This is a genomic window from Afipia sp. GW821-FHT14H12 (assembly GCF_058803465.1).
Genome location: NZ_JBXAOZ010000001.1, coordinates 1,869,950 through 1,895,295, shown reverse-complemented (window position 1 = coordinate 1,895,295; position 25,346 = coordinate 1,869,950). Strand labels below are relative to the sequence as shown.

The following is a 25,346-nucleotide window of genomic DNA, read 5'->3' as shown; positions in this document are numbered from 1 at the left end:
TTCTGGGAAACGAGCCTTTTTATGCAGACACGCCAAATCGCGGTTTTGGCGCAATTGAGCCGCTTTTGTCGTCGATATGACATGGACCAAAGCGAATCCGCCCACAGCCCGCCTGTGTTCTCTTGCGTCATGTTGTCCGTTAAGGCTTGCTATGCAAAGCCAAAATGGCCTGTTTTTCCGGTCCATGATTTGCCATATGAATACCCGGCTAGGCCGTTTGCGTTCGTATCCCTCAATCGGCTCATAACGGTCGCCGGAGGATGAATGCAGGGTTTGCTTAGCGCGTCGCGAAGCGTGTTCGACAGATGGATCGGTTGGAAACGGCTCGGCATTCTCGCCAGCCTGACCATCGTCATCATCGCCGTCCTGCACCTCGTCAAGACGCTGAAGGGGATCGATACCTCGGCGGTTCTGGCGGCTCTCGAAGACAAATCCGCCAGCAACATCGCACTTGCCGCCCTCTGCGTGTTCTGCGCGTTCTGCACCCTGACCTTCTACGATCTGTTCGCGCTCCGCACGCTGGGTAAATTCCATGTGCCGTACCGCATCGCGGCGCTGTCGAGTTTCACGAGCTACACCATCGGTCACAATATCGGCGCCACAGTCTTTACCGGGGGCGCGATCCGCTTCCGCATCTATTCGGACTGGAATCTGACCGCCATCGATGTCGCCAAGATCTGCTTCATCTCCGGCCTGACCTTCTGGCTCGGCAACACCTTCGTGCTCGGCATCGGTCTGATCTGGCACCCCGCCGCCGCGGAATCGATCGTCCTGCTGCCGCAAGTGGTCAATCAGTTGATCGGCATCGGCCTGATCGCGGGCATCATCGGCTATCTGTGCTGGCTCGCAGTCGGCCGCAACCGCCGCGAACTCGGCAAGGATGGCTGGAAGGTGGTGCTGCCCTCGGCGCCGCTGACGCTGGTGCAGATCTTGATCGGCGTCGTCGATCTCGGCTTCTGCGCGCTGGCGATGTACCTGCTGCTGCCGAACGATCCACCGATCGACTTCATGTCGATGGCGGTCGTTTTCATCCTGTCGACCCTACTCGGCTTTGCGAGCCACGCGCCGGGAAGCCTCGGCGTATTCGACGCCGCGATGCTCGTCGGACTTAACCAGTTCGGCCATGAGCAGCTTCTGGCCTCGCTGCTGATTTTCCGCATGCTTTATTTCTTCATCCCGTTCGCGATCGCGATCTCGATCATGGGAGTAAGGGAGCTTTGGCTCAGCGTCATCCTGCCCTGGCAGCAGAAGCGCAAGGCCTGCATGAGCCCGGCGCGGGCAACAGTGCCGCCGCCGTCGCAGAACAGAAACGGCTGACGGGCATTGTATCCCTGCAACCGCAACATGCAGTGAAAACAAACTCATGATCCGCCAAACCACCGCCCTCTTCGCACTCGCCCTCGCCATCCTGTCATGGGCCGGCGATGCACGCGCTCAGGACGCGGCACCTCCACCTTCCGCGGGCGGCATCCAGATTTCATGGGAAGTGCGCAACCGCTTCCGGCTATTTCGCGAGGAGCGCGATTTCCAGCTTCAGGTCGAAGCCATGTCTTCCGGCCGCAGCGTGCTCGCCGCCGAGGACGCGCTTGAGATTCAGAGCGACGGCCGTGGCTGGGCGCGCAACACGGTCGGCAGACTTTGCATCGATCCCAGCGGGCACGTCAGCAATCCTTGCACGCGCGACGGCGTGAAGGAGGATTATCTCGCGCCGGTCGATCATGCGGTGACGGTCAGCCTGACCGGCGCGGTGCCGGTCGGCTCGGTATGCGCATGGTCGTTCAACGACAATGAAGGTCCGCCAATCCAGACCACGCTCGACTGCTCCGAGCCGATCAACTTCCGCGTCCGCAATGGGCGCACCACGATCGCCAGCGTCGATGTCTCGAGCGGCGGCAGCGACACGCCGCTGCATGATTCCACCCAGATCGCGGTCCGCGACATCCTGATTGCCGGTCTTGGCGATTCCATCGCATCCGGCGAAGGCAACCCGGACCGGCCGGTGGCGCTGGCCGACGATGGGTTCTGCTTCCGCTCGTATCTGGAAGGCTCGACCGGGCAATACTACCGGCCAAGCCGCAAGGGCTATAAAGGCGCGCGCGCCTGTGAGAGCGCGGCGGGCTCGAATGAACTGTTCGCCTGGCAGAAATTCGGCGCGCAATGGTTCAACGCCGCCTGCCACCGCTCGCTCTACAGCTATCAGACCCGCGCCGCGCTCGCGCTCGCCATCCAATACACCCACATCGCGGTGACCTATCTGCCGCTCGCCTGTTCGGGCGCCACCATCGATGAAGGATTGCTCGGCTCATTGCCCGCGCGCGAATGCCTCGTCACCAAGACGGCAATGAACTGCGCGGGGACCGTCGGTTCGCAGGTCGCCGAATTGAAAGAGGCTCTCGCAGCAGCGCAGCGCCGTCAGCCCGAGCGCCAGCTCGACCTGCTGTTCCTGTCGATTGGCGCTAACGATATCAACTTCTCCGGCCTCGTCGCCGATGTGATCGTGGACAGCACCACCGAACGCACGCTGTTCAAGCGCAGCGGCATGATCGGGAGCGTCGAGGATTCACGCAGCACGCTGACGCGCACGCTGCCGCAGAATTTCCAGCGGCTGCGCACTGCCTTGAAGCCGCTCGTCGGCGGCGACCTGTCGCGCGTGGTGTTCGTGTCCTATGCGAATCCAACGCTGTTCAACGGCGCGCCCTGTCCCGGCGGCCTCGCCGGTTTCGACATTCACCCCGCCTTCAACGCAGCACCCGAGCGCCTCGCCAAGACATCGCAGTTCGTCGAGAGCGAATTCCTGCCGCAACTTAAGAACATCGTACTGTGCACCGGCGGCACGATCTGCAACGGGCCGCGCGATGCGATGACGTTCGTCGATCAGCATCAGGTCGCGTTCCAGAACCACGGCTTCTGCGCCCGCGCCGCCACCGATCCCGCGTTCGACCAGCAATGCTTTTCTGCCGAGGGCAAAAGCTTCAACACCGATATCGTGGCGGCGGCATCCAATCCGCTGACCTGCGGCCAGGGTGCAAGCAAGTTTCGCGCTTATCTGCCGCGCGCGCGCTGGATCAGGGACGCGGACGACAGTTACTTCACCGCGATGACCTATCCGCTCGCGGCGAAAACGGCGAGCCAGCCCACCGATATTCATGACGCGACATGGGGCGTGCTGTCGGCGGTGTATGGCGGCGCCATTCATCCGACCGCCGAAGGCCATGCCGCGATGGCGGATGCCGCGTGGCCTGCCGCCGCCGCAATCCTCGGCCTGCCGCCAGTCGAGGCCGACGTCACGCGCGAGCCAATCGACCCGATTCAACAATTGAAGCGATAAAGGCAGATCGATAAATCGCGCGGCAACGCAGCCGCGCGATCATGCGCGTCTCAGTTGACGCCGAGCTTCTTCTGCAGGCTCGAGGACGACGTGGTGTACTGGAACACGACACGCTTGTCCGGAAACACGTAACGGCTGGCCTTCTGCGCCATCAGCGCGCCTTCGTGGAAGCCGGAGAGGATGAGCTTAAGCTTGCCGGGATAGGTGTTGATGTCGCCGATGGCGAAGATGCCGGGGACGTTGGTTTCGAACGTCTCGGTACCGACCGGGATGAGATTGTTCTCAAGATTCACGCCCCATTCCGCAACCGGGCCGATCTTCATGGTGAGGCCGAAGAACGGCAGGATCGTATCGCAGACGACCGTCGAGACGGCATTATCGCTGCCCTTGATCTGGGCGCCCTTGAGCACGCCGTTCTCGCCTTCGAGCGCGGTGACCTGACCGATCTTCAGATCCATCTTTCCGTCCGCCACGAGTGCGCGCATCTGCTCGACGCTGTGCGGCGCGGCGCGGAAATCGTCGCGGCGATGCAGCAGCGTAACGCGCTTGGCGATCGGATGAAGGTTGAGCGTCCAGTCGAGCGCGGAGTCGCCGCCGCCGACGATCAGCAGCTCTTTGTCGCGGAACTGCTCCATCTTGCGCACGGCATAGAACACCGAGGAGCCTTCATAGGCCTCGATGCCCGGCACCGGAGGGCGCTTGGGCTGGAACGAACCGCCGCCCGCGGCGATCACCACGACCTTGGTCTCGAACACCTTGCCCGCGTCGGTGGTGACGCGGAACAAAGGATCGCCGATTTTCTCGACGCTCTGGATCATCTCGTTGAGATGGAAGGTCGGATTGAACGGCTTGATCTGCTCCATCAGCGCCTCGGTGAGGCCCTGTCCCGTCACCATTGGGATGCCGGGAATGTCGTAGATCGGCTTTTCAGGATAGAGCTCGGCGCACTGGCCGCCGATCTTGTCGAGGATGTCTACGACATGAGTCTTCATGTCGAGAAGGCCGAGTTCGAAAACCGCAAACAGTCCGCAGGGGCCTGCGCCGATGATCAACACATCGGTCTTGATCGCTTCGCTCATGATGGTGTTTCGTCGCCGTAAAATGGAATGGAAGCGGCTCGGGCCAAAACGGCGGCCGCTGTCGGCGTCTGTCTAGCCAAGGATCGCCGCCGGGGAAAGGGCTAAAATACCACCCCCAGCCATGCATCTAACAGATTGTAAGGATAGAAGAATTCTAAGCAGGCAGCGGCCGCTCAGGCCTGCCGCTCAGGCGTGCGCAGCACGAGGCCGTCCAGTTCGTCGGTGACTTTGATCTGGCAGGACAGGCGCGAATTGGGGCGCACGTCGTAGCCGAAATCGAGCATGTCTTCTTCCATCGGCGAAGGCGGGCCGACCTTCTCCTGCCAGGCTTCGTCGACATAGACGTGGCAGGTGGCGCAAGCACAGGCTCCTCCGCATTCGGCATCGATGCCGGGAACAGCGTTGCGGATAGCGGCTTCCATCGCCGTCGCGCCGGCATCGACGTCAACAGTGCGGGTGGTGCCGGCGTGATCGATGAAGTTGATTTTGACCATGGATCTCTTGGATGCGGCAGTGAGTTCGCAGCAGTCTATAGCCGCTCCAACAGCGTCATACCAGCGTCAAGCCGCGGATTATCTGGATAAATTGCCGCCCGCGAGATGTGCGTCGATCGCCGCGAAAGCCTCATCCACGCTGCCCCGAAGCTGCTTGAACGCAGCCGCAAAGCCGCTGTGTTCACGCAATCCGCTCTCCAGCGCATAGGCCGCCTCGCCGACCTCGAAGGCACCGATTGCGCGCGCGGAGCCCTTCAGCGTATGCGCAAGCTCGGCGGCGTTTTCAGGTCGCGGAGCGAGTTGCGCGAGCAGATCGCGGGTCTGCGCCTTGAACATCTCCAGCACTTCGCGCTCGAGCCGTATGTCGCCGAGCGTCATGCTGCGCAGATAGGACAAGTCGAGCGGCATTGGCATCGGGACCAGCGGCGGCGAAGGCATCCAGGGAACCTGTTCGATTGAAAACTGCATCGCACCCTGCTCGCAGGACGGCCTAACCGCCAGCGAACACGGATTCGGTTAACGCAATCTTTCCAAACCGGGCCCGTCACCCCCAACACGATTTTGCCACAATTTCAGACGGCCGCTAAAACAGCGGCTTTGGCGGGGGTGGCCATGGCCGTGTTAACGATGATTAAAATGTTCTTAACGCGAACCATTTCATTCGATCCAATCAGCCAATAGGATGTTGGCGGAAATGGGGGACAAGCCACCATCCGCAGCAGTCATGGCCTGCGGGATGTGGCAAGGACGGGCTGGCGCGGCGGCACATGGTTGCGGCTCCCCTCTTTAAGTGCGTGAATAAACAAGGGCGTACCAGTAAATGGCGAAAAATTCGAAGGTCAAAGACCCAACTGAAGTCGCCCTCTCCGCGATTCAGGAAGCGCTGAACATCTCCGATCCATCGCAAGCGGCCGATGACCAATCGTCCCTGTCCAACGAACCTCTCCGTGCGCCCGAAAACGATTTCGGCGATGTCCGTTTCGGCCGTCAGGCCGCCAATGACGACCGCGAAGCCATCGGCGCGGTCCTCCAGTCGCTTCAGCGCGGCCGCCCCCGCCGCAGCGCCTATACCTTCGCCGCCATTTTCTCGGGACTGTGGATTGCCGCCGCGGGCTTCCTGATCGTCTCTTTCCTGCCCTCGCTCGAAGCCATGGTCGGCTCGAACGGCGGCGCGCTGGCTCTCGTCGGCCTCGCCTGCGTGTTCGTCACGCCCCTCATCCTGTTCTACTTCATCGCGAGCGTTTCCTGGCGCAGCCAGGAACTGAGCATGATCGCCCAGTCCATGGCGCAGATGGCCGTGCGCTTCTCCGAGCCCGAGCACGTCGCGAGCGATGCCATGGTCACCGTCGGTCAGGCGATCCGCCGTGAAGTCGCGGCGATGGGCGACGGCGTCGAGCGCGCCATTGCGCGTGCCGGCGAACTGGAAGCCCTCGTCACCAACGAAGTTTCTGCGCTTGAACGCGCCTACAGCGACAACGAAGTGCGCATCCGCGCCCTGCTTCAGGACATCTCCACCCAGCGCGACAACCTCGTCGGCCAGGCCGAGCAGGTTCGCAACGCGATCTCGGGCGTGCAGATCGACCTGCGTCAGGACATCGCCATCATCAGCGACGCCATCGCCGCGCGCGTGGACGAGGTGACGAACAACATCACCCACATGCTGGAAGAGCGCAGCGACCACATTACCGGCGCGTTCGCCGCTGCCGGCGACAACATGATCATCGCGCTCGGCGAGCGCGGCGGCGACCTGCTCGACCGCCTCGAGGAAGCCAGCAACCAGACCGCCAACGCGGTGTTGGAGGCGAGCGAACAGCTCACCGCCAACCTCAATTTCAAAACCAGCCACATCCACGACGAATTCGCCGAACTCGCCGACAACATCCATGAGTTGCTCAACGACCGCGTCGAGCGCATCACCGGCGACTTCGAACAGCGTGCCAATTCGATCGTCGACGGCATCACGCTGCGCACCGAGCAGGTTCACGACACCCTCAAGAATTCCGGCGACTCGCTGCTGAACGAGATGGAGCTGCGCTCCATCGACCTCGCCGCGAAGGTGGACGAGGCCAGCACCCGTCTTGCGGACCACATCCTCACCAGCAGCGACAAGGTGAGCGAATCCCTCGACGTCACCATCAACACGCTGGTCGCCAAGGTCGCGAGCCAGACCGAAAGCACGCACGAAGCCCTCTCCTCCCGCATTGCCTCGTTCGAGACGCTGATGCGTGAACAGGGTGGCGAGCTGGCCGAGAAATTCGCCCGCGACAGCGGCACGCTCGGCGCATTGATCACGCGTCACGTCGCGGAGTTCGACCGCACGGTGAAGACCTATGGCGGCGAGATCGTCGAGCGCATGGGCCAGCACACCCAGGGCATTTCCGACAGCCTGAAAGCCTATGTCGACACCTTCGACACGCGCGTCACTACGCATGGCGCCCAGATCCGCGACACCCTCGACGAACGCCTTGGCGTCTTCCAGAGCGCTCTCGATTCCCGCGTCACCACGCTTGAAGTGTCGCTCGACACCACGATCAAGTCGTTCGACAACACCATCGACCAGCGCCTGTCCGCACTCGAAAGCTCCTTCGACAGGCGCGCCGAGACAGTCACTCAGGCCATCGACGCACAGAGCACCGCTCTCGCCGATACTCTCTCTACCCGCTTCGGCGAGATGCAGAAGGGCATCGAAAACCACGCAGGCTCGGTTGCCTCCGATATCGAGGCCCGCGTTGTCCGCTTCGAGAACCTGCTCGACATCCGCGTCGAATCCGCTGCCAGCCGCGTCGAGGCGAGCGGGCAGAAGGCCAGCGAGACCCTGATTTCACGCACCGAAGAAATCACGCAGAGCATCAAGGCCCGCGTCGAGGATTCGGAGCGCTCATTGACCAACCTCGCCGTGGAAACCAGCGAAGCGATCCAGAGCGGCGCCCGCAACGCCCAGCAGTCGCTGCTGGCCTTGTCCGGCGAAGTCGGCTCGCAGTTGCGCGCCACCACGACCGAGATGGAGCGCACCATCCAGACCAGTGCGCGCGAGACCGAGAGCACCCTCTTCCTCGCCTCCAACAACGCCAGTGCTCAGATCAAGTCGGCTTCCGCCGAGATCGAGCGCACTATCGCCACCGGTACCGAAAGCTTCGGCCAGACCCTCAGCAACAAGGTCGAGGAGATCACCGGCGGCGTTCGCGAACAGACTGACCGCATCGCGGCCATCCTCGACGAGAAGCGTGCACCGCTCACCGAGGCCATCACCGCCAAGACCGAACAGCTTGCGGCGATCCTCGGCGACAGAAGCGGCCAGCTCAGCCTGATGATCGATGGCAAGAGCGCGCAGCTTGTCGAGGCGCTCAGCACCAAGACCCACGAGTTTGCCCATACCATCAGCGGCGCGACCACCAGCGCGCTCAAGGCGATCGAGACCCAGAGCAGCGACTTCACCGTGCAGTTGATGAACCAGAGCTCGGACATTTCGCGCCAGATCACCGCCGCGAGCGAGTTGGCCACCGGCTCCGTCGGCAGGGCGCTGAAGGACGTCGAGACCAGCACCCGCGCTGCGATCGACCAGTCGCGCCAGGTTGCGACCGCCGCCGTCACCGAAATGCAGGAGACCAGCAAGATCCTGCGCACGGATACGGTCGCGCTGTTCGAGCGGCTGCGTGAAGGCAACATCCTGCTGCAGGAAGTGCTCACCGGCGCCCACGAAAACCTCAACTCGCTGGAGCGGGCACTGGTCACGCGCGTCGCCGATTTCGTCACCGCGCTCAACGATGTCACCAGCCGCAACAGCGCCTCGACGAGCGCGCTGGAAGAACAGCTGCGCACCTTCAACGAATCCACCTCCGGCGCGCTGGAAGGCCTCAGCAGCCTCTCGGCCCAGTTCGAGAGCCATGGCCGTCTGCTGTCCGATGCGGTTCGCACCGTCGAAGAGAGCAACGAGCGCACCTCGCAGTCCGTCGCCGAGCGCCAGAGCCTGCTGGAACAGCTCACCACCACGATCGACACCCGCACCCTCGATCTCGACGAGCGCCTCAACCGCTTCGTCAGCCTGCTTGAGGAATCGCTCAACGCCGCCGAGCTGCGCGCGCGCGATATCGCGCGTGTCGTTGCCGAAAGCGCCGGGGCAAGCTCCTCCGCGGTTGGCCGTCAGTTCGAAGCCGTTCGCATGGCTGTCGAGGACGAGCGCCGCCAGACGCTCGAGGCGATGGGCGAGATTTACGATCGCGGCACTCAGGATGCAGCCAGCATGTTCGCGGAAGCATCCGACAAGTTCAGCAACATCGTCCACTCGATGAAGCAGATGGCTGCCGAACTGCATCAGGAACTTGATGCCACCCGCGCCGATCTGCGCCGTGGCGTGCTGGAATTGCCGCAGGAAGCATCCGAAAGCACCGCGCAGATGCGCAAGGTCATCGTCGATCAGATCGAAGCCCTGGCCGAGCTCAACCGCATTGTCGCCCGCCATGGCCGCGGCCTCGACGTTGCCGCGACGACGCGTCAGGAAGAGCCCGCGATGGCCGTAGCGAACAGCCGCAACGCAGCCCCTGCGCCGCGCAGCCGCGACTATGGCAGCGCCTCGAACCTGCCGCCGCCGGACCTCGGCGCGCCGAACGGCCGCCGCACCGAAGCACCGTCCGTCAGCCCCGCCGGCTCCGATCAGGCGCGCGACGGCTGGCTGTCCGACCTGCTCAATCGCACCGACGCGACCGTCAACGAACGCGGCCGCTCCTCTCAGACGGCCCGCGCTCCGAGCGGCAATCCGCTGGATGCCCTGTCACTCGACATCTCGCGTCTGGTGGATCGCGATCTCGCCGCCGAGATGTGGGACCGCTATCAGCGCGGCGAACGCAAGGCCTTCAACAAGCGCCTCTACACGCCGTCGGGCCAGAAGGCATTCGATGAAGTCGCCCGCAAGTATCGCGCCGACCGCGCCTTCAAGCAGACCGTGGACCGTTACATCAACGAGTTCGAACGGCTGCTGGACGAAGTCTCGCGCGACGAGCGTGGCCCGGCCGCGCTGCGTGGCCACCTGACGTCGGAAACGGGTCTTGTCTACACCCTGCTCGCCCACGCCGCAGGCCGCCTCGGCTGACAGCCACGCGAACGAATGAAATAAAAAAGCGGAAGCCTCAGGCTTCCGCTTTTTTATTTGGCTTCAGGCATCCACCTCGATCGGCACATTGGCGAGCCCGAGCAGCGCCGGGGATTCTTCGAGGATCAAGGGCGTGGGAACGGTTTGCAACCATTCGCGGAAGCGGCCCTTGCTCTCGAACCGCACACGGAAACCGGAGGCTGCAAAAGCTTCCTTGAAGCGCAGCAGAATGCCGCCCGCGATGTAGATGCCGCCCGTTGCTCCCAACGTCAGCGCAAGATCGCCCGCGACCGTGCCCAGCATCTCGCAGAAATGTCCGAACGCCTTCACGCAAGTCGGATCGGTGCCGCGCATGGCGTGGTCGGTGACATCGGCAGGCGTCAGCGGCGCAGCCATCGCGCCCTCGATCTCGCACAGGGCTTGATAAAGATTGACGAGACCGACACCCGACAACACGCGCTCGGCGGACACATGGCCGAACCGCTTGCGGAGAATGACGAGAATCCGGTCTTCCATCTCATTGGACGGCGGGAGGCTGACATGACCGCCCTCTCCCGGAATGAGCGTCCAGCGGTCGCCGTTCGGCACCAGCGCACCGACACCAAGGCCGGTGCCGGGACCGATCACGCCGATTGGCCCTTTCGCACCGGCATGATCCGGCCCGATGGCAAAGCAATCCGCCTTCGGCAGATAGGGAATGGATGAGGCCGCCGCGGCAAAATCGTTGAGCACCCGAAACGCTTTCAGGCCAAGGCGCTGCCTCATGTCCTCGGCGGAGAACGACCATGCAAGATTCGTCATCTTGATCTTGTCGCCGCGCACCGGTCCCGCGACATCGATCACAGCCACCGAAGGCTTCTTATCCGGCGGCAGCGCGGCGAGGTAATCCTGCATCGCCTCGAACAGCGAATTGTATTTGCCGACATCGCTGCGCCGCTCATGGCTGTACGCGCCATGCTGCGCCAGCGCGAAGCGTGCATGGGTGCCGCCAATGTCTCCGATGACCCGCAGGTCATCCAGTCCTGCGCTTGCCGTGACGTTCATCGCGCCGGCGGGCGGTGCGGCCGTGCCGGTGCCGGCTGCGGTTGCGGAGGTGCCGTGCGGTTGTCGGTGGCACTGGCGCCGAACAGCACACGGGTCGGGTTGCGGTCGAAATTGTTCACCGCGCGGCTGATGTCGCCGAGCGTACGGCGGCTGTCGGAAATCAGCGCCCGTCCGTCCGATGTCAGCGCCGCTGTCCGCTTGTCGAGGTTGTCCGCCAGTTCGCGGAACGAGCGCGCGGCCTTCTGCAACTCACCGCCCTCGCCGTCCTTGCCGCCCATCAGCGAATCCACGCCGACCATGATGCTGTCGATGCGGCTGGAATTGTCGGCCAACGCCTTGGAGAACGTCTTCAAATTCTCCATGCTGTCATGCAGCGCCGCCTGATTGTCGGTCACGAGCTTGTTGACGTTTTGCAGCGTCGCCCGCACCGCCTCACCGATGTCCATGATCGCGTTCGGATCCGCCGTCAGCGTCGGCACGCCGTCATCGGCCACCGGAATGCCGCCCGCCTCCAATGAGCCGCCCTTCAGCGACACCGCCGACACGCCGGTGAGGCCCGCGAACTCCAGTCCGACAAGAGTGTCGGCGCGGATCGGCGCGCTCTTGTCGACGGAGGCGATCACCACCACACGCTTCGGATCGTCGAGCTTGATCGAGGTCACTTCGCCGATCTTGATCCCGTTGAAGTTGACGTTGCCGCCGGTGCGCAGGCCCGAGGCCGCGCCCTCGAAGACGATACGGATCGGCGAACGCTGCGCGACCGAGCCGAGGTTCTGAAACCAGAACACGAAGCCGAACGCCGCCGCGATCACGGCCAGCGTGAAGGCACCGATCAGAAGATAGTTCGCCCGCGTTTCCATCACTCAAACTCCGGTCTACGCAATAACAGTACGCGCACGTTTGCCATGAAAATATTCCCGCAACCACGGATGCTGGGACCCCAGCATGTCGTCCATGGTGCCGACGAGCAGCACTTTCTTGTCGCCAAGTACGGCGATCCGGTTGCATGCGGTTTTCAGGCTGTCGAGGTCATGCGTTACCATGAAAACGGTCAGCCCCAAAGCGCGCTGCAAGGTCATGACGAGTTCGTCGAAATCACCGGCGCTGATCGGATCGAGGCCCGAGGTCGGCTCGTCGAGGAACACGATCTCCGGATCAAGCGCGAGCGCGCGCGCCAAGGCCACGCGCTTGATCATGCCGCCGGACAATTCGGACGGATAGAGATCGGCCGTCTCGGGTCGCAATCCCACCATGGTGAGCTTGGCGACGACGATTTCATCGAGCAATCGCTCCGACACTTTCATGAACTCACGGACCGGAAACTGGATATTCTGCCGCACCGTCAGCGAGGAGAACAACGCGCCCTGCTGGAACAGCACGCCCCAGCGGCGCTCGACCGCGCTGCGGGTCTTGTCGTCGGCCTCGTTCATATTGATGCCGAACACTTCGATCGTGCCAGAGCGCTTCGGCATCAGGCCGAGGATGGTGCGGGTCAGCACCGACTTGCCCGCGCCGGACGGGCCAACGAAGCCGAGGATCTCGCCGCGCTTCACGTCGAGACTGAGCTTGTCGAGGATCAGCCTGTCGCCGAATCCGACCGTAAGGTCGCGCACCCGGATGATCGCGTCGTTCGCCGCATTCGCCATCGCTCAGACTCCGATCGAGGCGAAGAAGATGGCGAACAGACCATCGACGACGATGACGAAGAAGATCGACTTCACCACGGATGCCGTGGTGTGCTTGCCGAGCGATTCCGCGCTGCCCTGCACCGCCGCGCCCTCGACGCAGGCGATAATGCCGATGATAAGCGCCATGAACGGCGCCTTCACAAGGCCGACGGTGAAATGGTTGATCGAGATCGCCTCGCGCAGCCGCGACAGGAAGGCGTCGGGCTGCACGCCACCATAGAGCCAAGCGGTGAGACCACCGCCGTAAAGCGCAGCCATCGCGCCGAGGAAAGCCAGGATCGGCATCGCGATCACCAGCGCAAGGATGCGCGGCAGGATCAGCACCTCGGTCGGATCGAAGCCCATGGTGCGCAGCGCATCGACTTCCTCGCGCATCCGCATCGAGCCGAGTTCGGCGGTGTAGGCGCTGCCCGAACGGCCCGCGACCATGATGGCGACCAGCAGCACGCCGATCTCGCGCAGCACCAGCACGCCGAGCATGTCGACCACAAACACGTCCGCGCCGAACTTGCGGAACTGGAAAATGCCCTGCTGGGCGATGATGCAACCGATCAGGAAGGTGATGAGCACCACGATCGGCACTGCGCGCCAGCACACCTGTTCCAGTTGATGAACAGTCGAGGTCAGGCGGAAGTGGCTCGGATGCAGGATCACGCGCCAGAACGCACTCAGGATGGAGCCTGTCATGTTGAGAAGGCCGAGCAGCGTCTCGGCGACCCCGACGACGGTGCGGCCAACCGCCTCGACGGCACGGACCGGGCCAAACGGCACTTTTGCCGGCTCCGGCACAGCCTTCACGCGCTTCACTTCTTCAACAAGACTCGCGTAATCCGCCGACAGGCCAGCAATCATCGGCGCGGTGTCGCCGCGCGTCAAAGCGCGGCGCAGCCTTTCGATCAGCCAGGCGCCGAACGTGTCCAGCCGCGAGATCTGCGAGACGTCGATGACAAGGCTCGCACGACTGCCGTCACGGGAGCGCTCGGTGCGCTCCACAAGCTTCTCAAGCGCCGGCGCATGGTGCACGGTCCATTCCCCGGCCGCGCGTAATGCCACACCGGCGCCAAGCGGCGTCTGCTCGAGGGTTGGATTCCCGTTCACGAAAGGCTCCCGCATTTTTACGCCTACAGAACGCGAGCAATCGGTTCCCGGTCCGGCTTGTACGGAGAACCTCCTAAGAGCCATAATTGTGGCACAACGGCAAGCCCGTCATCAACCAAGCGTCACATTTCAATGACCTCTGTTCCTTTCCAGCTACAAGTCCACATCGAGCGCTGGCCGATCGCAGGCCGCTTCTCCATCAGCCGCGGCAGCAAGACCGAAGCGGTCGTCGTCGTCGCCGAAATCTGCCGCAATGGAATAACCGGCCGTGGCGAGTGCGTGCCCTATCCACGCTACAACGAGACGCCGGAGGCGGCCGTCGATGCGATACATTCGGTCGGCCACTGGACGAGTCTCACGCGCGAGATGCTGCGGCAGCGGATGCCGCCGGGAGCCGCACGCAACGCGCTCGACTGCGCGCTGTGGGATCTGGAAGCGAAGGAAGCGAAGCGGCGCGTCTGGGAGCTCGCGGGCCTTCTCGCGCCACACTCTCTCACCACCGCCTACACCATCTCGCTCGGCACGCCGGAGGAGATGGCGCAGGCCACATCGGCAGCCGCGCATCGCCCGCTGCTCAAGATCAAGCTTGGTGGCGAAGGTGACAAGGGCCGCATCGCCGCCGTACGTCGCGCAGCACCTGATGCGACCTTGATCGTTGATGCCAACGAGGCGTGGTCCGACACCAATCTGCAGCGCAATCTCGACGCCTGCGCCGAAGTAGGCGTCGCTCTGGTCGAGCAGCCGCTTCCCGCGGGACGGGATGCCGCACTCGAACGGATCATCCGCCCGATCCCGGTCTGCGCGGACGAGAGCGCGCACGCCACCGCTTCCCTCAAGGAGCTGGTCGGGCGCTACGATGCGGTCAATATCAAGCTCGACAAGACCGGTGGCCTCACCGAGGCCCTGGCGATGAGCCGCGAGGCTGAGCGCCTTGGGCTGCGTGTTATGGTCGGCTGCATGGTGGCGACCTCGCTTGCAATGGCCCCGGCTCTGATCGTGGCGCAGCAGGCCTTTATCGTCGACCTCGACGGCCCGCTGCTGCTGGCGAAGGACCGCGAGCCCGCCCTGCGCTATGAGGGCTCGACCGTCGATCCGCCGGACGCAGCACTCTGGGGATAGCCCGAAATAAGTCGGTCGATAACTCAGTCTGGCCAATTGCCCGCCACACTCAAATCAGATTCGATGGGTCGGTCCGATTTGGAACCGTTTCCCCGCGGGTGGAATCACTTGCGCGGGCGAGTGTGAGTAACGTCCATGGCTGAAGAAGCCTTTGCATTGTCGCCGATTTCGGCGAGCGCTGCGGTCCCCACCGAGGCCGATTATCACGCTATCCGCGAAGCTTTCATGGAAACCGCGCGGGGGCGCTGGTTCCTGACCGAATACGCCAAGCGCAACCGCAACGCGGATACCGCCATGGTGCTGGAGGCGGTCGCGCGGATCGAGCAGAGCATTGGCGCGGCCCATCACGAAGCTGGAGCCTCGGCCCCTTCTGAAGCCCTCTTGGAAGCAGCACTCGAGAAGGCACGGGCGGCGATCCGCGAGCAGTTCACCGAAACCGGATTCGACCATACGTTATTGCCGTGGCGCAAAAGCGCCCGGATCATTCGCGAGATCATCTGGGGCTTGCGAGAATCCGGGGCCGACCCCCGCATCTGCAACATCCTCGACGGTCAGGTCCGTGCCATCGAAGCGGCCTGCGACGACTTCCCTCTCGAGGCCATTCGCGATCGGATGCTGGCGGCCCTCGACGCCGCAGTTTTGCAGGACCGTGAAGCCGCTCCGGCGACCGCCGAGGGCGCAGGCGACGAACCCGCCGCCGCTGAAATCACCACGAACGCGACTCCTGCCTCGGCACCAAACCTCGAAACGCAGCCGGAAGCTGCCGTTGCAGAGTCGGTCGTTACGGAAACTGCCGTTGTGGAGCCTCCCCTTGTGGAAACGGCTGTTGCGGAAGCCGTGACCGCGAAGATCGAAGCCGCGATGGAAACCATCGCGCCCGAGGCCCCTGCGCCTGAAATCCCCGCGCCTGAAGCCGCCTCTCTTGAAGTCGTCGCTTCGGAAGTCGAGGCCCTTCTTGAGGCCGCCGTCGAAGCTGCGCCTGCCGCAGCAGTTGCAGAGCTGCCGCAACCCGAGCCGGCCCCGGCGGAAAGCGAGCCCGCTCCCGTGGCCGCAGCGCCGCGCTCGATCATGACGGCTTCGGCCTCGCAACCGGCCCCTCAGCCAATGGCCGAGCCCGTGGCCGTCGAGGCATCGGTCGTGGCCACCGCCGCAACCCTTCCACAGGTTGCTCCCGCCACCGAACCGGCGCCCGAAACCACCATGGCGGCCGAGGCGGAAGGCGGCGGCTCCGAAGATCTCTGGGCCGACATCGAAGCCGAAATCGCTCCGCTGCCGCCTTTCGATCCGGTGCATGAGGCATCTCTTGGAGCCAGTCTGATCGCGCAGGGCGTCGTGGCGCGGCCGTCCAACGGCCGGGCGGATCTGCTTGCGCCAATCCGTCGCATGAGCCACGCCGAGCGGATCGCGTTTTTCAGCTAAAGCGTTTTCAAGCGAAGTGGGAACCGGTTCGCGTGAAGAAAACGCGTCAAGATTCTTGGCCCTCACGAATGGCGTCGGCATAAAGCCCGGCGTCGACATTGCCGCCGGACAGAACGATCACCACGGTCTTGCCGCGCGCGTCCATCCGGCCCGCCAGCAGCGCCGCCAGCGCCACGCTGCCGCCCGGCTCGGCCACCAGCTTCAACTCACGAAACGCAAACGCCATCGCCTGCGCCACCTCGGCATCCGTCGCCGTGACGCCACCGGCGCCAAGCCCATGATTGATTGCGAATGTGAGTTCGCCCGGCTCGGGTGCCATCAGGGCGTCGCAGAAGGTGCGGTTCTGCGCGTGATGCCGCTGGCGCTGCCCGCTCGCGAACGAGCGCGCATGGTCGTCATAACCATCCGGCTCGGCGGTGAGAAATTTCGCCTGCGGAAAGTGGTGGTGGACCGCCAGCGCAATGCCCGCCATCAGCCCGCCGCCGGACGCCGGTGCGGACACGATGTCAGGGGCAACACCGAGCGCCCGCAGGTCCTCCGCAATCTCAAGGCCCACGGTGCCCTGCCCCGCGATGATGCGCGGATCATCGAACGGCGGCACCAGCGTCGCGCCGCTCTCCGTAGCAATATTTTGCGCGATCTCCTCGCGGCTCTCGCGGTCGCGGTCATACAGAACCACCCGCGCGCCATATCCCTTGGTACGTTCGCGCTTGAACGCGGGCGCGTCCGCCGGCATCACGATGGTCGCGGGCAGGCCCAGCAACTGCGCGGCGGCGGCGACGCCCTGCGCGTGATTGCCGGACGAAAACGCCACCACGCCCCTGTCCCGCTCCGCCAAGGGAATCACCGACAGGCGGTTATAGGCCCCGCGAAACTTGAACGAGCCGGTTCGTTGCAGCACTTCCGGCTTGAGGAATACACGCGCGCCGGTCTGCGCGTCGAGCGCGGGCGAGCTTAACAGGCGGGTTCTGACAGCAACCGGCGCAAGTGCTGCGGCCGCAGCCTCGATGTCGGCATAAACGGGCAAGGAAGGATGAGTCATGATCCCGTCTTATCGCGCCGGGCCATGGCCGATCAAGGCGCGCAGCCTTCACGCTGCCGTGCGCGTGGAATGCAGGCTGTCCCGGCGCGGATGGACGATATTGTCGATGAAGGCGCGCGCGCAGTTGTCCCAGGTGTGGTTCAGCGCGAAGGCCCGGCATCGCTCGGGAGAAATCGCCAGAGCGGCACGGCAGGCCGCGCCGAGGTCTTCACTGAGAACTCCGACCGGCGCATCGCCGATGACATCCTTCGGGCCGCTGACGGGGAACGCCGCCACCGGCACGCCGCTCGCCAATGCTTCCAGCAGCACCAGCCCGAACGTATCGGTGCGGCTGGGAAAGACGAACACATCTGCGGTCGCATAGATTTGCGCGAGCTGCTCGCCCTGCAGAGCGCCGAGGAAAATCGCATCCGGATATTTGCGCGCAAGTTCATGGCGCGCGGGGCCATCGCCCACGATGATCCTGGTGCCGGGAAGATCGAGGTCGAGAAACGCTTCCAGATTTTTCTCGACTGCAACACGCCCGACCGACAGGAAGATCGGACGCGGCAGCCCGAGATCGAATTGCCGCGGACGAAACAATTCCGTGTCCACGCCGCGCGGCCACAGCACCACGCGAGAAAAGCCGCGCTCGCGCAATTCTTCCGCCAGCGCGGGCGTCGCCGCCATCACTGCCTGACTTGCAGCATGAAAACGCCGCAGACCTCGCCATACCCATGATTCCGGGATCGGCGAGCGCGCCGACACATATTCCGGAAAGCGGGTGTGAAAGCTCGTGGTGAACGGCAGCCCCCGCTTCAGGCAATAGCGGCGCACCAGCAAGCCGATCGGCCCTTCGGTCGCGATATGGATATTATCGGGGCGCGCATCCGCGATCAGTTTCGCGATCCGTGCCGGACCGGGAATGGCGACACGCAAATCCGGATAACTTGGCAGCGCGACGGTGGCGAAGGATTGCGGCGTGAGAAACGACACATCGACGCCGAGATCGCGCGCCGCATCCGCCATCATCGTCAGCGTGCGGACGACGCCATTGACCTGCGGGTGCCAGGCGTCGGTCGCGATCAGAATCCGCATCAGGCCGCCTGTGCCGCGATGGCGGGCGAAGGCGCGGCCTGCCGCAGCGGCGCGGTCCATGTGAGGATTTCAAACCGGCCGTCGTGGTGCTCGACCAGTGCGGTGCAGCTTTCCACCCAGTCGCCGCAATTCATGTAGCGGATGCCGTCATGATCGCGGATCGTGGCGTAATGAATGTGGCCGCAGATCACGCCGTCCGCATTGTTGCGGCGCGCTTCCGCCGCCAGCGTCTGCTCGAACGCGCCAATGTAGTTCACCGCGTTCTTCACCTTCTGCTTCGCCCATTGCGAGAGCGACCAGTAAGGCGAGCCGAACATGCGACGGAACACATTCACAAGGCGGTTCGCCTGAATCGCCAGGTCGTAAGCCTTGTCGCCCAGATGCGCGAGCCAGCGCGCGTTCTGCACCACGAGATCGAACAGGTCACCATGAATGACAAGATAACGCTTGCCGTCGAATCCCTGATGGATCGCCTGCTCCACCACCTCGATGCCGCCGAAATGCGTGCCGTAATAGGAGCGCAGGAATTCGTCGTGGTTGCCGGGGATATAGAACACCTTCGCGCCCTTGCGGACGCGGCGAAGCATCTTCTGCACGAAGTCGTTATGCGATTGCGGCCAGTGCCAGTTCGATTTCAGTGCCCAGCCATCGATGATGTCGCCGACCAGATAGATCGTCTCGGCATCGTGCACGCGGAGGAAATCGAGAAGCCGCTCGGCCTGTGATCCCCTGGCTCCCAGATGGACATCCGAAATGAACAGAGTGCGGAAGGTCCGTTCCGGAGCGCCATCGGAGATGAAGGCTTTTTCCATGGGCGTGCAGCTAGCAGATTTGTGTGACAGACAAATGACGAAACAGGCCCGGCCTCACGCCGCAACCGGCCCCGTCCGTTCAAAAGAGACCAGCGTGTAGAAGGCCGCCACTTTCCGACGCTCGACGAGGGTCGCGTTGTCGTTCTGCGCCCACGCGGCAAGCCGCGCGAACGGAAATTCAGGGCGCAAGCCCAGCGCGCGGGTGCGCTTCGCCGCCCAGCGCTCGACCGCCGCCGCAACACCTTTTTCCGAATACAGATGGTTGACGAGGATGATGCGGCCGCCCGGCTTCACCACCCGATGGCATTCGGACAGGACCTGCTCGGGATTGGCGACCAGCGTGATGACGAATTGCGCCACGACGCAATCGAATGTCGCATCGGAAAACGACATGTTGTGCGCATCCATCTGCAGCACGTCCCTGACGTGCGGATACCGGCCGCTCGCCATTTTCGCCCGCGCCTTGGCGAGCATCGGCGCACTCATGTCGATACCGGTGATTTCTGTCGCGGCATTATAATCGTCGAACGACAGGCCGGTGCCGACGCCGACCTCCAGAATTTTGCCACCGATGGCGCAGGCAGCGGCGGCAGCGGCGCGCCGTCCCTTGACCATCACAGGCCCGCACACCGCGTCATAGATCGGCGCCCAGCGGGCATACGCCGTTTCAACGGTTGATCGATCGAGGTCCGTGTTCATCGTGACGATCCAGACAGGCTCCGGGAATCGGAGCGTTGCGATGGATCGGGGGTAACAGCGCCATACGACAGTTCGACGACAAGCGCCGTATCGCGCTCAATAGAAGGCGTGGAAATGGTGGATCGGACCGTGATCGTTGCTAAGTTGCAACCGGTCCGCATTGGCGATGGCGGCGCTGACGTAATCCTTCGCCTGCCTCACCGCCGCCTCAAGTCCTTCGCCTTTCGCAAGCCCCGCCGCAATCGCGGATGACAGCGTGCAGCCCGTCCCGTGCACGTTCTTCGTGTTCACCCGGACGGCGGCGAAGCGGGCCACCCGGTCCGCGGTGATGAGATAGTCCACGCTTTCCGGCCCCTCGCCATGGCCACCCTTGATGAGAACCGCGGGCACGCCGAACTTCAGGATACGGCGGCCTTGATCCGCGATATCGTCTTCGGTCCGCGCCACCTGCTCATCAAGCAGCGCGGCGGCCTCCGGCAGGTTCGGGGTCACCAGCGTGGCGCGCGGCATCAGCGTGGTGCGCATCGCTTCGATCGCGCCATCCGCCAGCAGGCGGTCGCCCGACGTTGCGATCATCACCGGGTCGAGCACCACGTTTTTCGCCTGCCAGTGCGCCAGCCGCTCCGCGATCACTTCGATGATCGGCTGCGAAGCCGTCATGCCAATCTTGACCGCGGCAACCGGCAGATCGCTCATCACCGCATCGATCTGTCTTTTGACGAAATCAGCCGGCGCTTCGTTGATGGCGGAAACACCCTTGGTGTTCTGCGCCGTCAGCGCCGTGATGGCGGTCGTGCCGTACACGCCCAGCGCGGCAAACGTCTTCAAATCAGCCTGGATACCCGCGCCGCCGATCGTATCGGAGCCCGCAATCGTCAGCGCAACCGGAAAAGCCATCGTCAAAACAACCCTCTAACCGTCGAAGCGACACTAGCGCCCCAATCAGGACTTCGCCAGCAATGAACTAAATGGCCGTGGCCGGGGTTGTAGAAGCGTTCCTCACCCTTTGTTCCGGGAGAATCCCATGTACGGCAAAACCATTGGTGCCGCGGCCGTGATGCTCGCAGCAATTGCGATAGCCTCGCCGGCCAGCGCCGAAAAGATGACCATGAAGCTCAACCTCACCGGCGCGAGCGAAGTGCCGCCGAACGACAGCGCGGCCAAGGGCACCGCCGATGTCACCTATGACACCGCCTCCAAAATGCTGACCTGGAAGGTGACCTATTCAGGGCTGACCGGCCCCGCCACCATGGCCCACTTCCATGGCCCGGCCGAGCCCGGCAAGAACGCGGGCATCATGGTGCCGTTCAAGGATGTCGCGAGCGGCGCGCAGGGCAGCGCCACGCTGACGGATGCACAGGCCACCGCCCTGATGGACGGCAAGATGTACGTCAATGTTCATACCAAGGCACATCCGGGCGGCGAAATCCGTGCGCAGGTGACGAAGTAACAGCCATATCCGGTGCGGCTGTAACTCGCGTTACGGCCGCACCAGCGCCTTCAGCCAGCGCAAGCCGAACAGTCCGCCGATGAGCGCGGCGTAGACAACGGCCCCAACCACAACCAGCATCAAGAGCGCGATCTCATCTCGCGCGGTGGGCAATGTTGCGATCCAGTGCGCCGAGGCGCGCGACGCCCCCCACAAGGCAGCGGCGAGCCCAAGTCCGGCCGCAGCGAATTTCATCAGCGATTGCACGAAGGCGCGGTCCATCTCCAGAAAGCCCCGCCTGATCGCAAAGCCCGTCACCAGTAGCAGGTTGACCCACTGCCCAACCGCCGTCGCCAGCGCGAGGCCGATTTGCGCCAGCGATCCGACCAGCGCGAGTTTCAGCGCGAGGTTGACGGCAATGCCCGTCAGCGCCGACTTCACCGGCGTCGCGGTGTCCTTGCGCGCGTAGAAGGTCGCAACCGCGCTGCGGATCAGGACGAACGGAATGAGGCCGACCGCATAGGCCGCGAGCGTCGCCCCGGCAGCGGCAGCATCAGCCTTGGTGAAGGCCCCGCGCGCGAACATCGCACGCATGATGACATCAGGCACCGTCAGGAATGCCGCGACGAACGGCACCGAAAACAGCAGCGTGAAATCGAAGGCGCGCCGTTGCGCTGCCATCGCTCCCGCATGATCGTTCGCGCTGATCCGCCGCGACATGTCCGGTAGCAGCACCGTGCCGATGGCGATGCCGATCACGCCGATCGGCAATTGATTGAGCCGGTCCGCATAATACAGCGCCGACAGCGCACCGGAGGCGAGGAAGGTCGCAATGATTGTGTCGGCGAACAGCGCGATCTGCGTGCCCATCGAACCAACTGTCGCGGGCCCGAGCGCGCGGAAGAACCCGGTCACGTCCTCATCGAATTTGATTTTTGCAAAGCGCGGCAGCACGCCGGTACGCGCCGCGTCGCCCGCCAGCAGGAAGTATTGCAGGAAGCCGGAAATCAGCACGCCCCACGCAGCCGCATGACCGGCGCTCGGGAAGAACGCCGCGAGCGCCAGCGTCATCATCATCGACAGGTTGAGCAGGATCGACGCCGCAGCCGCGCTGGCAAACCGCTGCATGACGTTGAGGATGCCGCCATAGAGCGTGACGAGCGTGATCAGCAGCAGGTACGGAAAGGTGATCCGGGTGAGTTCAATCGCAAGTTCGCGCCGGCCAGGATCGTCCGAGAAACCCGGCGCGAGCAGCGAGATCGCCTGCGGCATGAACAACCATGCCACCACCAGCAGCACGAGCTGGCTCGCGAACAACAGTGTGAAGATGCGGTCGGCGAACAGCCGCGCCGCCACGCCACCGCCCTTGTCCTGCACATGAGTATAGGCGGGAATGAAGGCGGCGTTGAACGCGCCCTCCGCGAAAATCGCCCGGAAGTGATTCGGCAGCCGCAACGCGACGAAGAAAGCATCCGCCAGCGGCCCAGCGCCGAGAATCGCGGCCAGCATGATGTCGCGCGCGAACCCAGTCAGGCGCGACAGCAGCGTATAACCGCCAACGGTGAAGATCCGGCCGAGCATCCGCCCGCTTCTAGCGCATTGGCCGCCGCCGCAAAATGGCTATGTCAGCCGGCGACTGCGTCGCGCACAGCCGAAATGATGCGGTCCTGCGTCGCCGTGTCCAGATAGGGATGCATCGGCAGGCTGATGCACTCCCGCGACAGCCTTTCACAGACCGGCAAGCCACCCTCCGCGACCGGGAAATGCCGGTAGGCCGTCTGCTGGTGCATCGACTTCGGATAATAGACCGCGGTCGGGACCCCCCTGGCTTTCAAGGCCTCGGCAAACGCCTCGCGGGTGCCGTCCTTGACGCGGATGGTGTACTGCGCCCAGACCGAGACATTGCCTTCCGGCACCTTCGGCACGTTCACTACGCCATCGAGGCCCTTGGCATAATAGCCGGCGACACGGTTGCGCGCTTCGATCTCGTCGGGGAAGATTTTCAGCTTCTCGATCAGGATCGCCGCCTGCATGGTGTCGAGACGGCCTGTGAGGCCGAGGCGGATGTTGTCGTATTTCTCGCTGCCCTGCCCGTGCACGCGCACGCTGCGCAGCGCCTCGGCAAGCGAAGCATCATCGGTAAAGATCGCGCCGCCGTCGCCGAAACAGCCGAGCGGCTTGGCCGGGAAGAAGCTCGTCGCGGTCGCCAGGCCGAAAGTGCCGAGCCGCTTGCCCTTGTAGGTCGCGCCAAAACCCTGCGCGGCGTCGTCAAGGACGAACAATCCCTCTTCAGCAGCCACCTTGGCCACCGCATCGTGATCGGCGCTCTGCCCAAACAGATCGACCGGGATGATCGCCTTCGGCTTCAATCCCGCCTTGCGGGCGGTGGCGATGCCACGCTTCAGCGAAGCGACATCGATATTGAAGGTCGTCTCGTCGACATCGACGAACACCGGCGTCGCGCCGGTCAGCGCCACGACCTCGCCGGTGGCGCAGAACGTGAACGACGGCACCAGCACCGCATCGCCCGGACCGATCTCCTTGGCCATCAGCACCATCAACAGCGCATCGGTGCCGCTCGCGCAAGCGACGACGTGCTTCGCCTCGCAAAACGCCGCGAGATCGGCTTCGAGTTTCGCAACCTCGGGGCCGCTGACGAACTGGCAATGAGTCAGCACGCGGCCAACAGCCTCATCGATCGCGGAGCCAAGCCGGCGGCGCTGCGCGCCAAGGTCGATAAACGCGACAGGATCGGGTCGTGGATTCATTGAATGTCACCAATCGGGAAAAGAAAAACAGAAGCGTATTACTTGGACGCCACATGCAGCTGGGGTGCCGCGACGGGCTTGGGCCGAGTCTCGAGGCACTTGATCGCGATCTCGAGGCTGGCGACACCTGCCTCACCGGTAATCGCGGGCGTGCTCCCCGTCTTGATCGCGTTGATGAACGCCATCAGCTCGGCGCGCAGCGGCTCGTCATGGCCGACCGGCAGATGCCGCATCGAATAACTGCCATCACGCTGGAAGCCAAAGCACTCCGTCACCTGCCGCGTCAGCAGGTCGCCCTGGATATATTTGTTGCGGGTCGCGATGGTCGCGGTGCGCGCCTTGAACGGCGTCAGCCAGTTGGTGTTGATGTGCGCGAGCACGCCGGACTCGGTGCGGAATTGCAATAGTGCGATATCCTCGCGCTCCGCCACCGCGCTGGTGAGTTGCGGCTGCACCTCAACGATGTCGGATCCCGTGAACCAGCGGATAAGATCGATGTCGTGCACGGCAAGATCGATCACCACGCCGACATTGGACATGCGCGGCGGGAACGGGCCAACGCGCGTAATGGCGACGGACAGAATCTCCTCGCCCTGGATCGCTTCCTTGATCGTGGCGACAGCAGGATTGAATCGCTCAACATGGCCGACCATCAGCGTCACGCCCTTCTTGCGGGCAGCGTCGATGATCTCGCGCCCCTCCGCGCCGGTGGTCGCGATCGGCTTCTCGACGAGAACGTGAGCGCCGTAAGCGATGCAGGCGAGCGACACGTCGCGATGCAGGTGGGTTGGTGCTGCGATGGTCACCGCATCGACACCGGCCGCGAGCAGTTCATCGACCGTCGCGAAAGTCGGGCAATCGACGAAGCCGGTGATGCGCGAGCGGCTTTCCGCCAGCGGATCGACAACGCCCGCGAGTTTCACGCTGGGCAATTGCGCCAAGACACGCGCATGGTTGCTGCCCATCACGCCCGCGCCGATAACACCCACGCGCAAATCCCCGTTGCCGCGCGTCGAATTCTTGGAAGTCATTGATCTTTTTACCCCTGAATCGCGGAACCCCGCGCCGTTTTCCTAGCACGGCAAAATCGCTCCGCCGACCCTCTGTGTTGAGTGTCAGAACACGTTTTGATGCAGAAAATGTCAGCCTTGCGGCGCGTTTGGG

21 protein-coding genes are annotated in these 25,346 nt (G+C 63.7%); 6 read left to right on the top strand and 15 right to left on the bottom strand.

Features of this window, described 5'->3' with window-relative positions:
• The first annotated feature begins 264 nt into the window (after positions 1–264).
• On the top strand, positions 265–1,317 hold the full coding sequence (locus AC1RNA_RS09445) for a lysylphosphatidylglycerol synthase transmembrane domain-containing protein (protein ID WP_492950935.1): 1,053 nt from the start codon (positions 265–267) through the stop codon (positions 1,315–1,317).
• A 46-nt stretch (positions 1,318–1,363) separates the two neighbouring features.
• On the top strand, positions 1,364–3,328 hold the full coding sequence (locus tag AC1RNA_RS09440; RefSeq protein WP_492950934.1) for an SGNH/GDSL hydrolase family protein: 1,965 nt from the start codon (positions 1,364–1,366) through the stop codon (positions 3,326–3,328).
• A 50-nt stretch (positions 3,329–3,378) separates the two neighbouring features.
• Here the strand turns inward: AC1RNA_RS09440 and AC1RNA_RS09435 are convergent, their stop codons facing one another.
• The 3 genes from AC1RNA_RS09435 to AC1RNA_RS09425 form a co-directional block, all read right to left on the bottom strand.
• Complete coding sequence (locus AC1RNA_RS09435) at positions 3,379–4,407, bottom strand: NAD(P)/FAD-dependent oxidoreductase (RefSeq protein WP_492950933.1); 1,029 nt, start codon at positions 4,405–4,407, stop codon at positions 3,379–3,381.
• Between the two features lie 173 nt (positions 4,408–4,580).
• Complete coding sequence (locus tag AC1RNA_RS09430; protein ID WP_009337011.1) at positions 4,581–4,901, bottom strand: 2Fe-2S iron-sulfur cluster-binding protein; 321 nt, start codon at positions 4,899–4,901, stop codon at positions 4,581–4,583.
• A 78-nt stretch (positions 4,902–4,979) separates the two neighbouring features.
• Positions 4,980–5,369, bottom strand: a complete 390-nt coding sequence (locus AC1RNA_RS09425; RefSeq protein WP_009337012.1) for an Hpt domain-containing protein — start codon at positions 5,367–5,369, stop codon at positions 4,980–4,982.
• A 352-nt stretch (positions 5,370–5,721) separates the two neighbouring features.
• Between AC1RNA_RS09425 and AC1RNA_RS09420 the strand changes: the two genes are divergently transcribed.
• Positions 5,722–9,987: an apolipoprotein A-IV repeat region-like domain-containing protein gene (locus AC1RNA_RS09420; RefSeq protein WP_009337013.1), complete on the top strand. Its 4,266-nt coding sequence runs from the start codon at positions 5,722–5,724 to the stop codon at positions 9,985–9,987.
• Positions 9,988–10,050: 63 nt separating this feature from the next.
• Here AC1RNA_RS09420 and glk read toward each other — a convergent pair whose 3' ends face one another.
• From glk to AC1RNA_RS09400, 4 genes are read right to left on the bottom strand one after another with little or no spacing between them, the layout of a single operon-like run.
• Complete coding sequence (gene glk, locus AC1RNA_RS09415; protein WP_492950932.1) at positions 10,051–11,031, bottom strand: glucokinase; 981 nt, start codon at positions 11,029–11,031, stop codon at positions 10,051–10,053.
• On the bottom strand, positions 11,028–11,891 hold the full coding sequence (locus AC1RNA_RS09410) for an MlaD family protein (protein WP_492950931.1): 864 nt from the start codon (positions 11,889–11,891) through the stop codon (positions 11,028–11,030). Before AC1RNA_RS09410 ends, glk begins: the two co-directional genes overlap by 4 nt.
• 15 nt (positions 11,892–11,906) lie before the next feature.
• Positions 11,907–12,677, bottom strand: a complete 771-nt coding sequence (locus AC1RNA_RS09405; protein WP_492950930.1) for an ABC transporter ATP-binding protein — start codon at positions 12,675–12,677, stop codon at positions 11,907–11,909.
• Positions 12,678–12,680: 3 nt separating this feature from the next.
• Positions 12,681–13,817: an ABC transporter permease gene (locus tag AC1RNA_RS09400; protein WP_492950929.1), complete on the bottom strand. Its 1,137-nt coding sequence runs from the start codon at positions 13,815–13,817 to the stop codon at positions 12,681–12,683.
• Positions 13,818–13,949: 132 nt separating this feature from the next.
• Between AC1RNA_RS09400 and dgcA the strand changes: the two genes are divergently transcribed.
• Both dgcA and AC1RNA_RS09390 read left to right on the top strand, forming a co-directional pair.
• On the top strand, positions 13,950–14,936 hold the full coding sequence (dgcA, locus tag AC1RNA_RS09395; RefSeq protein ID WP_492950928.1) for an N-acetyl-D-Glu racemase DgcA: 987 nt from the start codon (positions 13,950–13,952) through the stop codon (positions 14,934–14,936).
• Positions 14,937–15,071: 135 nt separating this feature from the next.
• Positions 15,072–16,355 (top strand): hypothetical protein, encoded by a 1,284-nt coding sequence (locus tag AC1RNA_RS09390; protein ID WP_492950927.1) that lies wholly within the window; start codon positions 15,072–15,074, stop codon positions 16,353–16,355.
• 46 nt (positions 16,356–16,401) lie between these two features.
• On the opposite strand, the gene AC1RNA_RS09385 is transcribed toward AC1RNA_RS09390, so the two are convergent.
• The 5 genes from AC1RNA_RS09385 to thiD form a co-directional block, all read right to left on the bottom strand.
• On the bottom strand, positions 16,402–17,397 hold the full coding sequence (locus AC1RNA_RS09385) for a threonine ammonia-lyase (protein WP_492950926.1): 996 nt from the start codon (positions 17,395–17,397) through the stop codon (positions 16,402–16,404).
• 48 nt (positions 17,398–17,445) lie between these two features.
• Positions 17,446–18,474: a glycosyltransferase family 4 protein gene (locus AC1RNA_RS09380; RefSeq protein WP_492951202.1), complete on the bottom strand. Its 1,029-nt coding sequence runs from the start codon at positions 18,472–18,474 to the stop codon at positions 17,446–17,448.
• The gene (locus AC1RNA_RS09375; protein ID WP_009337022.1) at positions 18,474–19,286 is read right to left on the bottom strand and encodes a UDP-2,3-diacylglucosamine diphosphatase; all 813 of its coding nucleotides are present in this window, start codon (positions 19,284–19,286) and stop codon (positions 18,474–18,476) included. The genes AC1RNA_RS09380 and AC1RNA_RS09375 overlap by 1 nt, the downstream gene beginning before the upstream one ends.
• Positions 19,287–19,340: 54 nt before the next feature.
• A complete protein-coding gene (locus tag AC1RNA_RS09370; RefSeq protein ID WP_492950925.1) occupies positions 19,341–19,985 on the bottom strand; it encodes a class I SAM-dependent methyltransferase in 645 nt (214 codons plus the stop codon).
• Between the two features lie 96 nt (positions 19,986–20,081).
• Positions 20,082–20,882 carry a bifunctional hydroxymethylpyrimidine kinase/phosphomethylpyrimidine kinase gene (thiD, locus tag AC1RNA_RS09365; RefSeq protein WP_492950924.1) on the bottom strand — a complete coding sequence of 267 codons (801 nt, stop codon included), beginning with the start codon at positions 20,880–20,882 and terminating at the stop codon, positions 20,082–20,084.
• A 127-nt stretch (positions 20,883–21,009) separates the two neighbouring features.
• Here thiD and AC1RNA_RS09360 point away from each other — a divergent pair, with 127 nt between their 5' ends.
• Positions 21,010–21,435 carry a CHRD domain-containing protein gene (locus AC1RNA_RS09360; RefSeq protein ID WP_492950923.1) on the top strand — a complete coding sequence of 142 codons (426 nt, stop codon included), beginning with the start codon at positions 21,010–21,012 and terminating at the stop codon, positions 21,433–21,435.
• Positions 21,436–21,465: 30 nt separating this feature from the next.
• On the opposite strand, the gene murJ is transcribed toward AC1RNA_RS09360, so the two are convergent.
• The 3 genes from murJ to AC1RNA_RS09345 are packed head-to-tail and all read right to left on the bottom strand — an operon-like array spanning position 21,466 to position 25,213.
• Positions 21,466–22,995 (bottom strand): murein biosynthesis integral membrane protein MurJ, encoded by a 1,530-nt coding sequence (gene murJ / locus AC1RNA_RS09355; protein ID WP_009337026.1) that lies wholly within the window; start codon positions 22,993–22,995, stop codon positions 21,466–21,468.
• Between the two features lie 44 nt (positions 22,996–23,039).
• Positions 23,040–24,182, bottom strand: coding sequence for a DegT/DnrJ/EryC1/StrS family aminotransferase (locus AC1RNA_RS09350; protein WP_492950922.1), 1,143 nt, complete (start codon positions 24,180–24,182; stop codon positions 23,040–23,042).
• Positions 24,183–24,220: 38 nt separating this feature from the next.
• Positions 24,221–25,213, bottom strand: a complete 993-nt coding sequence (locus AC1RNA_RS09345) for a Gfo/Idh/MocA family oxidoreductase (protein WP_492950921.1) — start codon at positions 25,211–25,213, stop codon at positions 24,221–24,223.
• Positions 25,214–25,346: the final 133 nt, after the last annotated feature.

Coding starts and splice junctions, on each gene's coding strand:
- AC1RNA_RS09445 (WP_492950935.1), top strand. CDS start 265: ATGCAGGGTTTGCTTAGCGCGTCGCGAAGCGTGTTCGACAGATGGATC.
- AC1RNA_RS09440 (WP_492950934.1), top strand. CDS start 1,364: ATGATCCGCCAAACCACCGCCCTCTTCGCACTCGCCCTCGCCATCCTG.
- AC1RNA_RS09435 (WP_492950933.1), bottom strand. CDS start 4,407: ATGAGCGAAGCGATCAAGACCGATGTGTTGATCATCGGCGCAGGCCCC.
- AC1RNA_RS09430 (WP_009337011.1), bottom strand. CDS start 4,901: ATGGTCAAAATCAACTTCATCGATCACGCCGGCACCACCCGCACTGTT.
- AC1RNA_RS09425 (WP_009337012.1), bottom strand. CDS start 5,369: ATGCAGTTTTCAATCGAACAGGTTCCCTGGATGCCTTCGCCGCCGCTG.
- AC1RNA_RS09420 (WP_009337013.1), top strand. CDS start 5,722: ATGGCGAAAAATTCGAAGGTCAAAGACCCAACTGAAGTCGCCCTCTCC.
- glk (WP_492950932.1), bottom strand. CDS start 11,031: ATGAACGTCACGGCAAGCGCAGGACTGGATGACCTGCGGGTCATCGGA.
- AC1RNA_RS09410 (WP_492950931.1), bottom strand. CDS start 11,891: ATGGAAACGCGGGCGAACTATCTTCTGATCGGTGCCTTCACGCTGGCC.
- AC1RNA_RS09405 (WP_492950930.1), bottom strand. CDS start 12,677: ATGGCGAATGCGGCGAACGACGCGATCATCCGGGTGCGCGACCTTACG.
- dgcA (WP_492950928.1), top strand. CDS start 13,950: ATGACCTCTGTTCCTTTCCAGCTACAAGTCCACATCGAGCGCTGGCCG.
- AC1RNA_RS09390 (WP_492950927.1), top strand. CDS start 15,072: ATGGCTGAAGAAGCCTTTGCATTGTCGCCGATTTCGGCGAGCGCTGCG.
- AC1RNA_RS09385 (WP_492950926.1), bottom strand. CDS start 17,397: ATGACTCATCCTTCCTTGCCCGTTTATGCCGACATCGAGGCTGCGGCC.
- AC1RNA_RS09380 (WP_492951202.1), bottom strand. CDS start 18,474: ATGCGGATTCTGATCGCGACCGACGCCTGGCACCCGCAGGTCAATGGC.
- AC1RNA_RS09375 (WP_009337022.1), bottom strand. CDS start 19,286: ATGGAAAAAGCCTTCATCTCCGATGGCGCTCCGGAACGGACCTTCCGC.
- AC1RNA_RS09370 (WP_492950925.1), bottom strand. CDS start 19,985: ATGAACACGGACCTCGATCGATCAACCGTTGAAACGGCGTATGCCCGC.
- thiD (WP_492950924.1), bottom strand. CDS start 20,882: ATGGCTTTTCCGGTTGCGCTGACGATTGCGGGCTCCGATACGATCGGC.
- AC1RNA_RS09360 (WP_492950923.1), top strand. CDS start 21,010: ATGTACGGCAAAACCATTGGTGCCGCGGCCGTGATGCTCGCAGCAATT.
- murJ (WP_009337026.1), bottom strand. CDS start 22,995: ATGCTCGGCCGGATCTTCACCGTTGGCGGTTATACGCTGCTGTCGCGC.
- AC1RNA_RS09350 (WP_492950922.1), bottom strand. CDS start 24,182: ATGAATCCACGACCCGATCCTGTCGCGTTTATCGACCTTGGCGCGCAG.
- AC1RNA_RS09345 (WP_492950921.1), bottom strand. CDS start 25,213: ATGACTTCCAAGAATTCGACGCGCGGCAACGGGGATTTGCGCGTGGGT.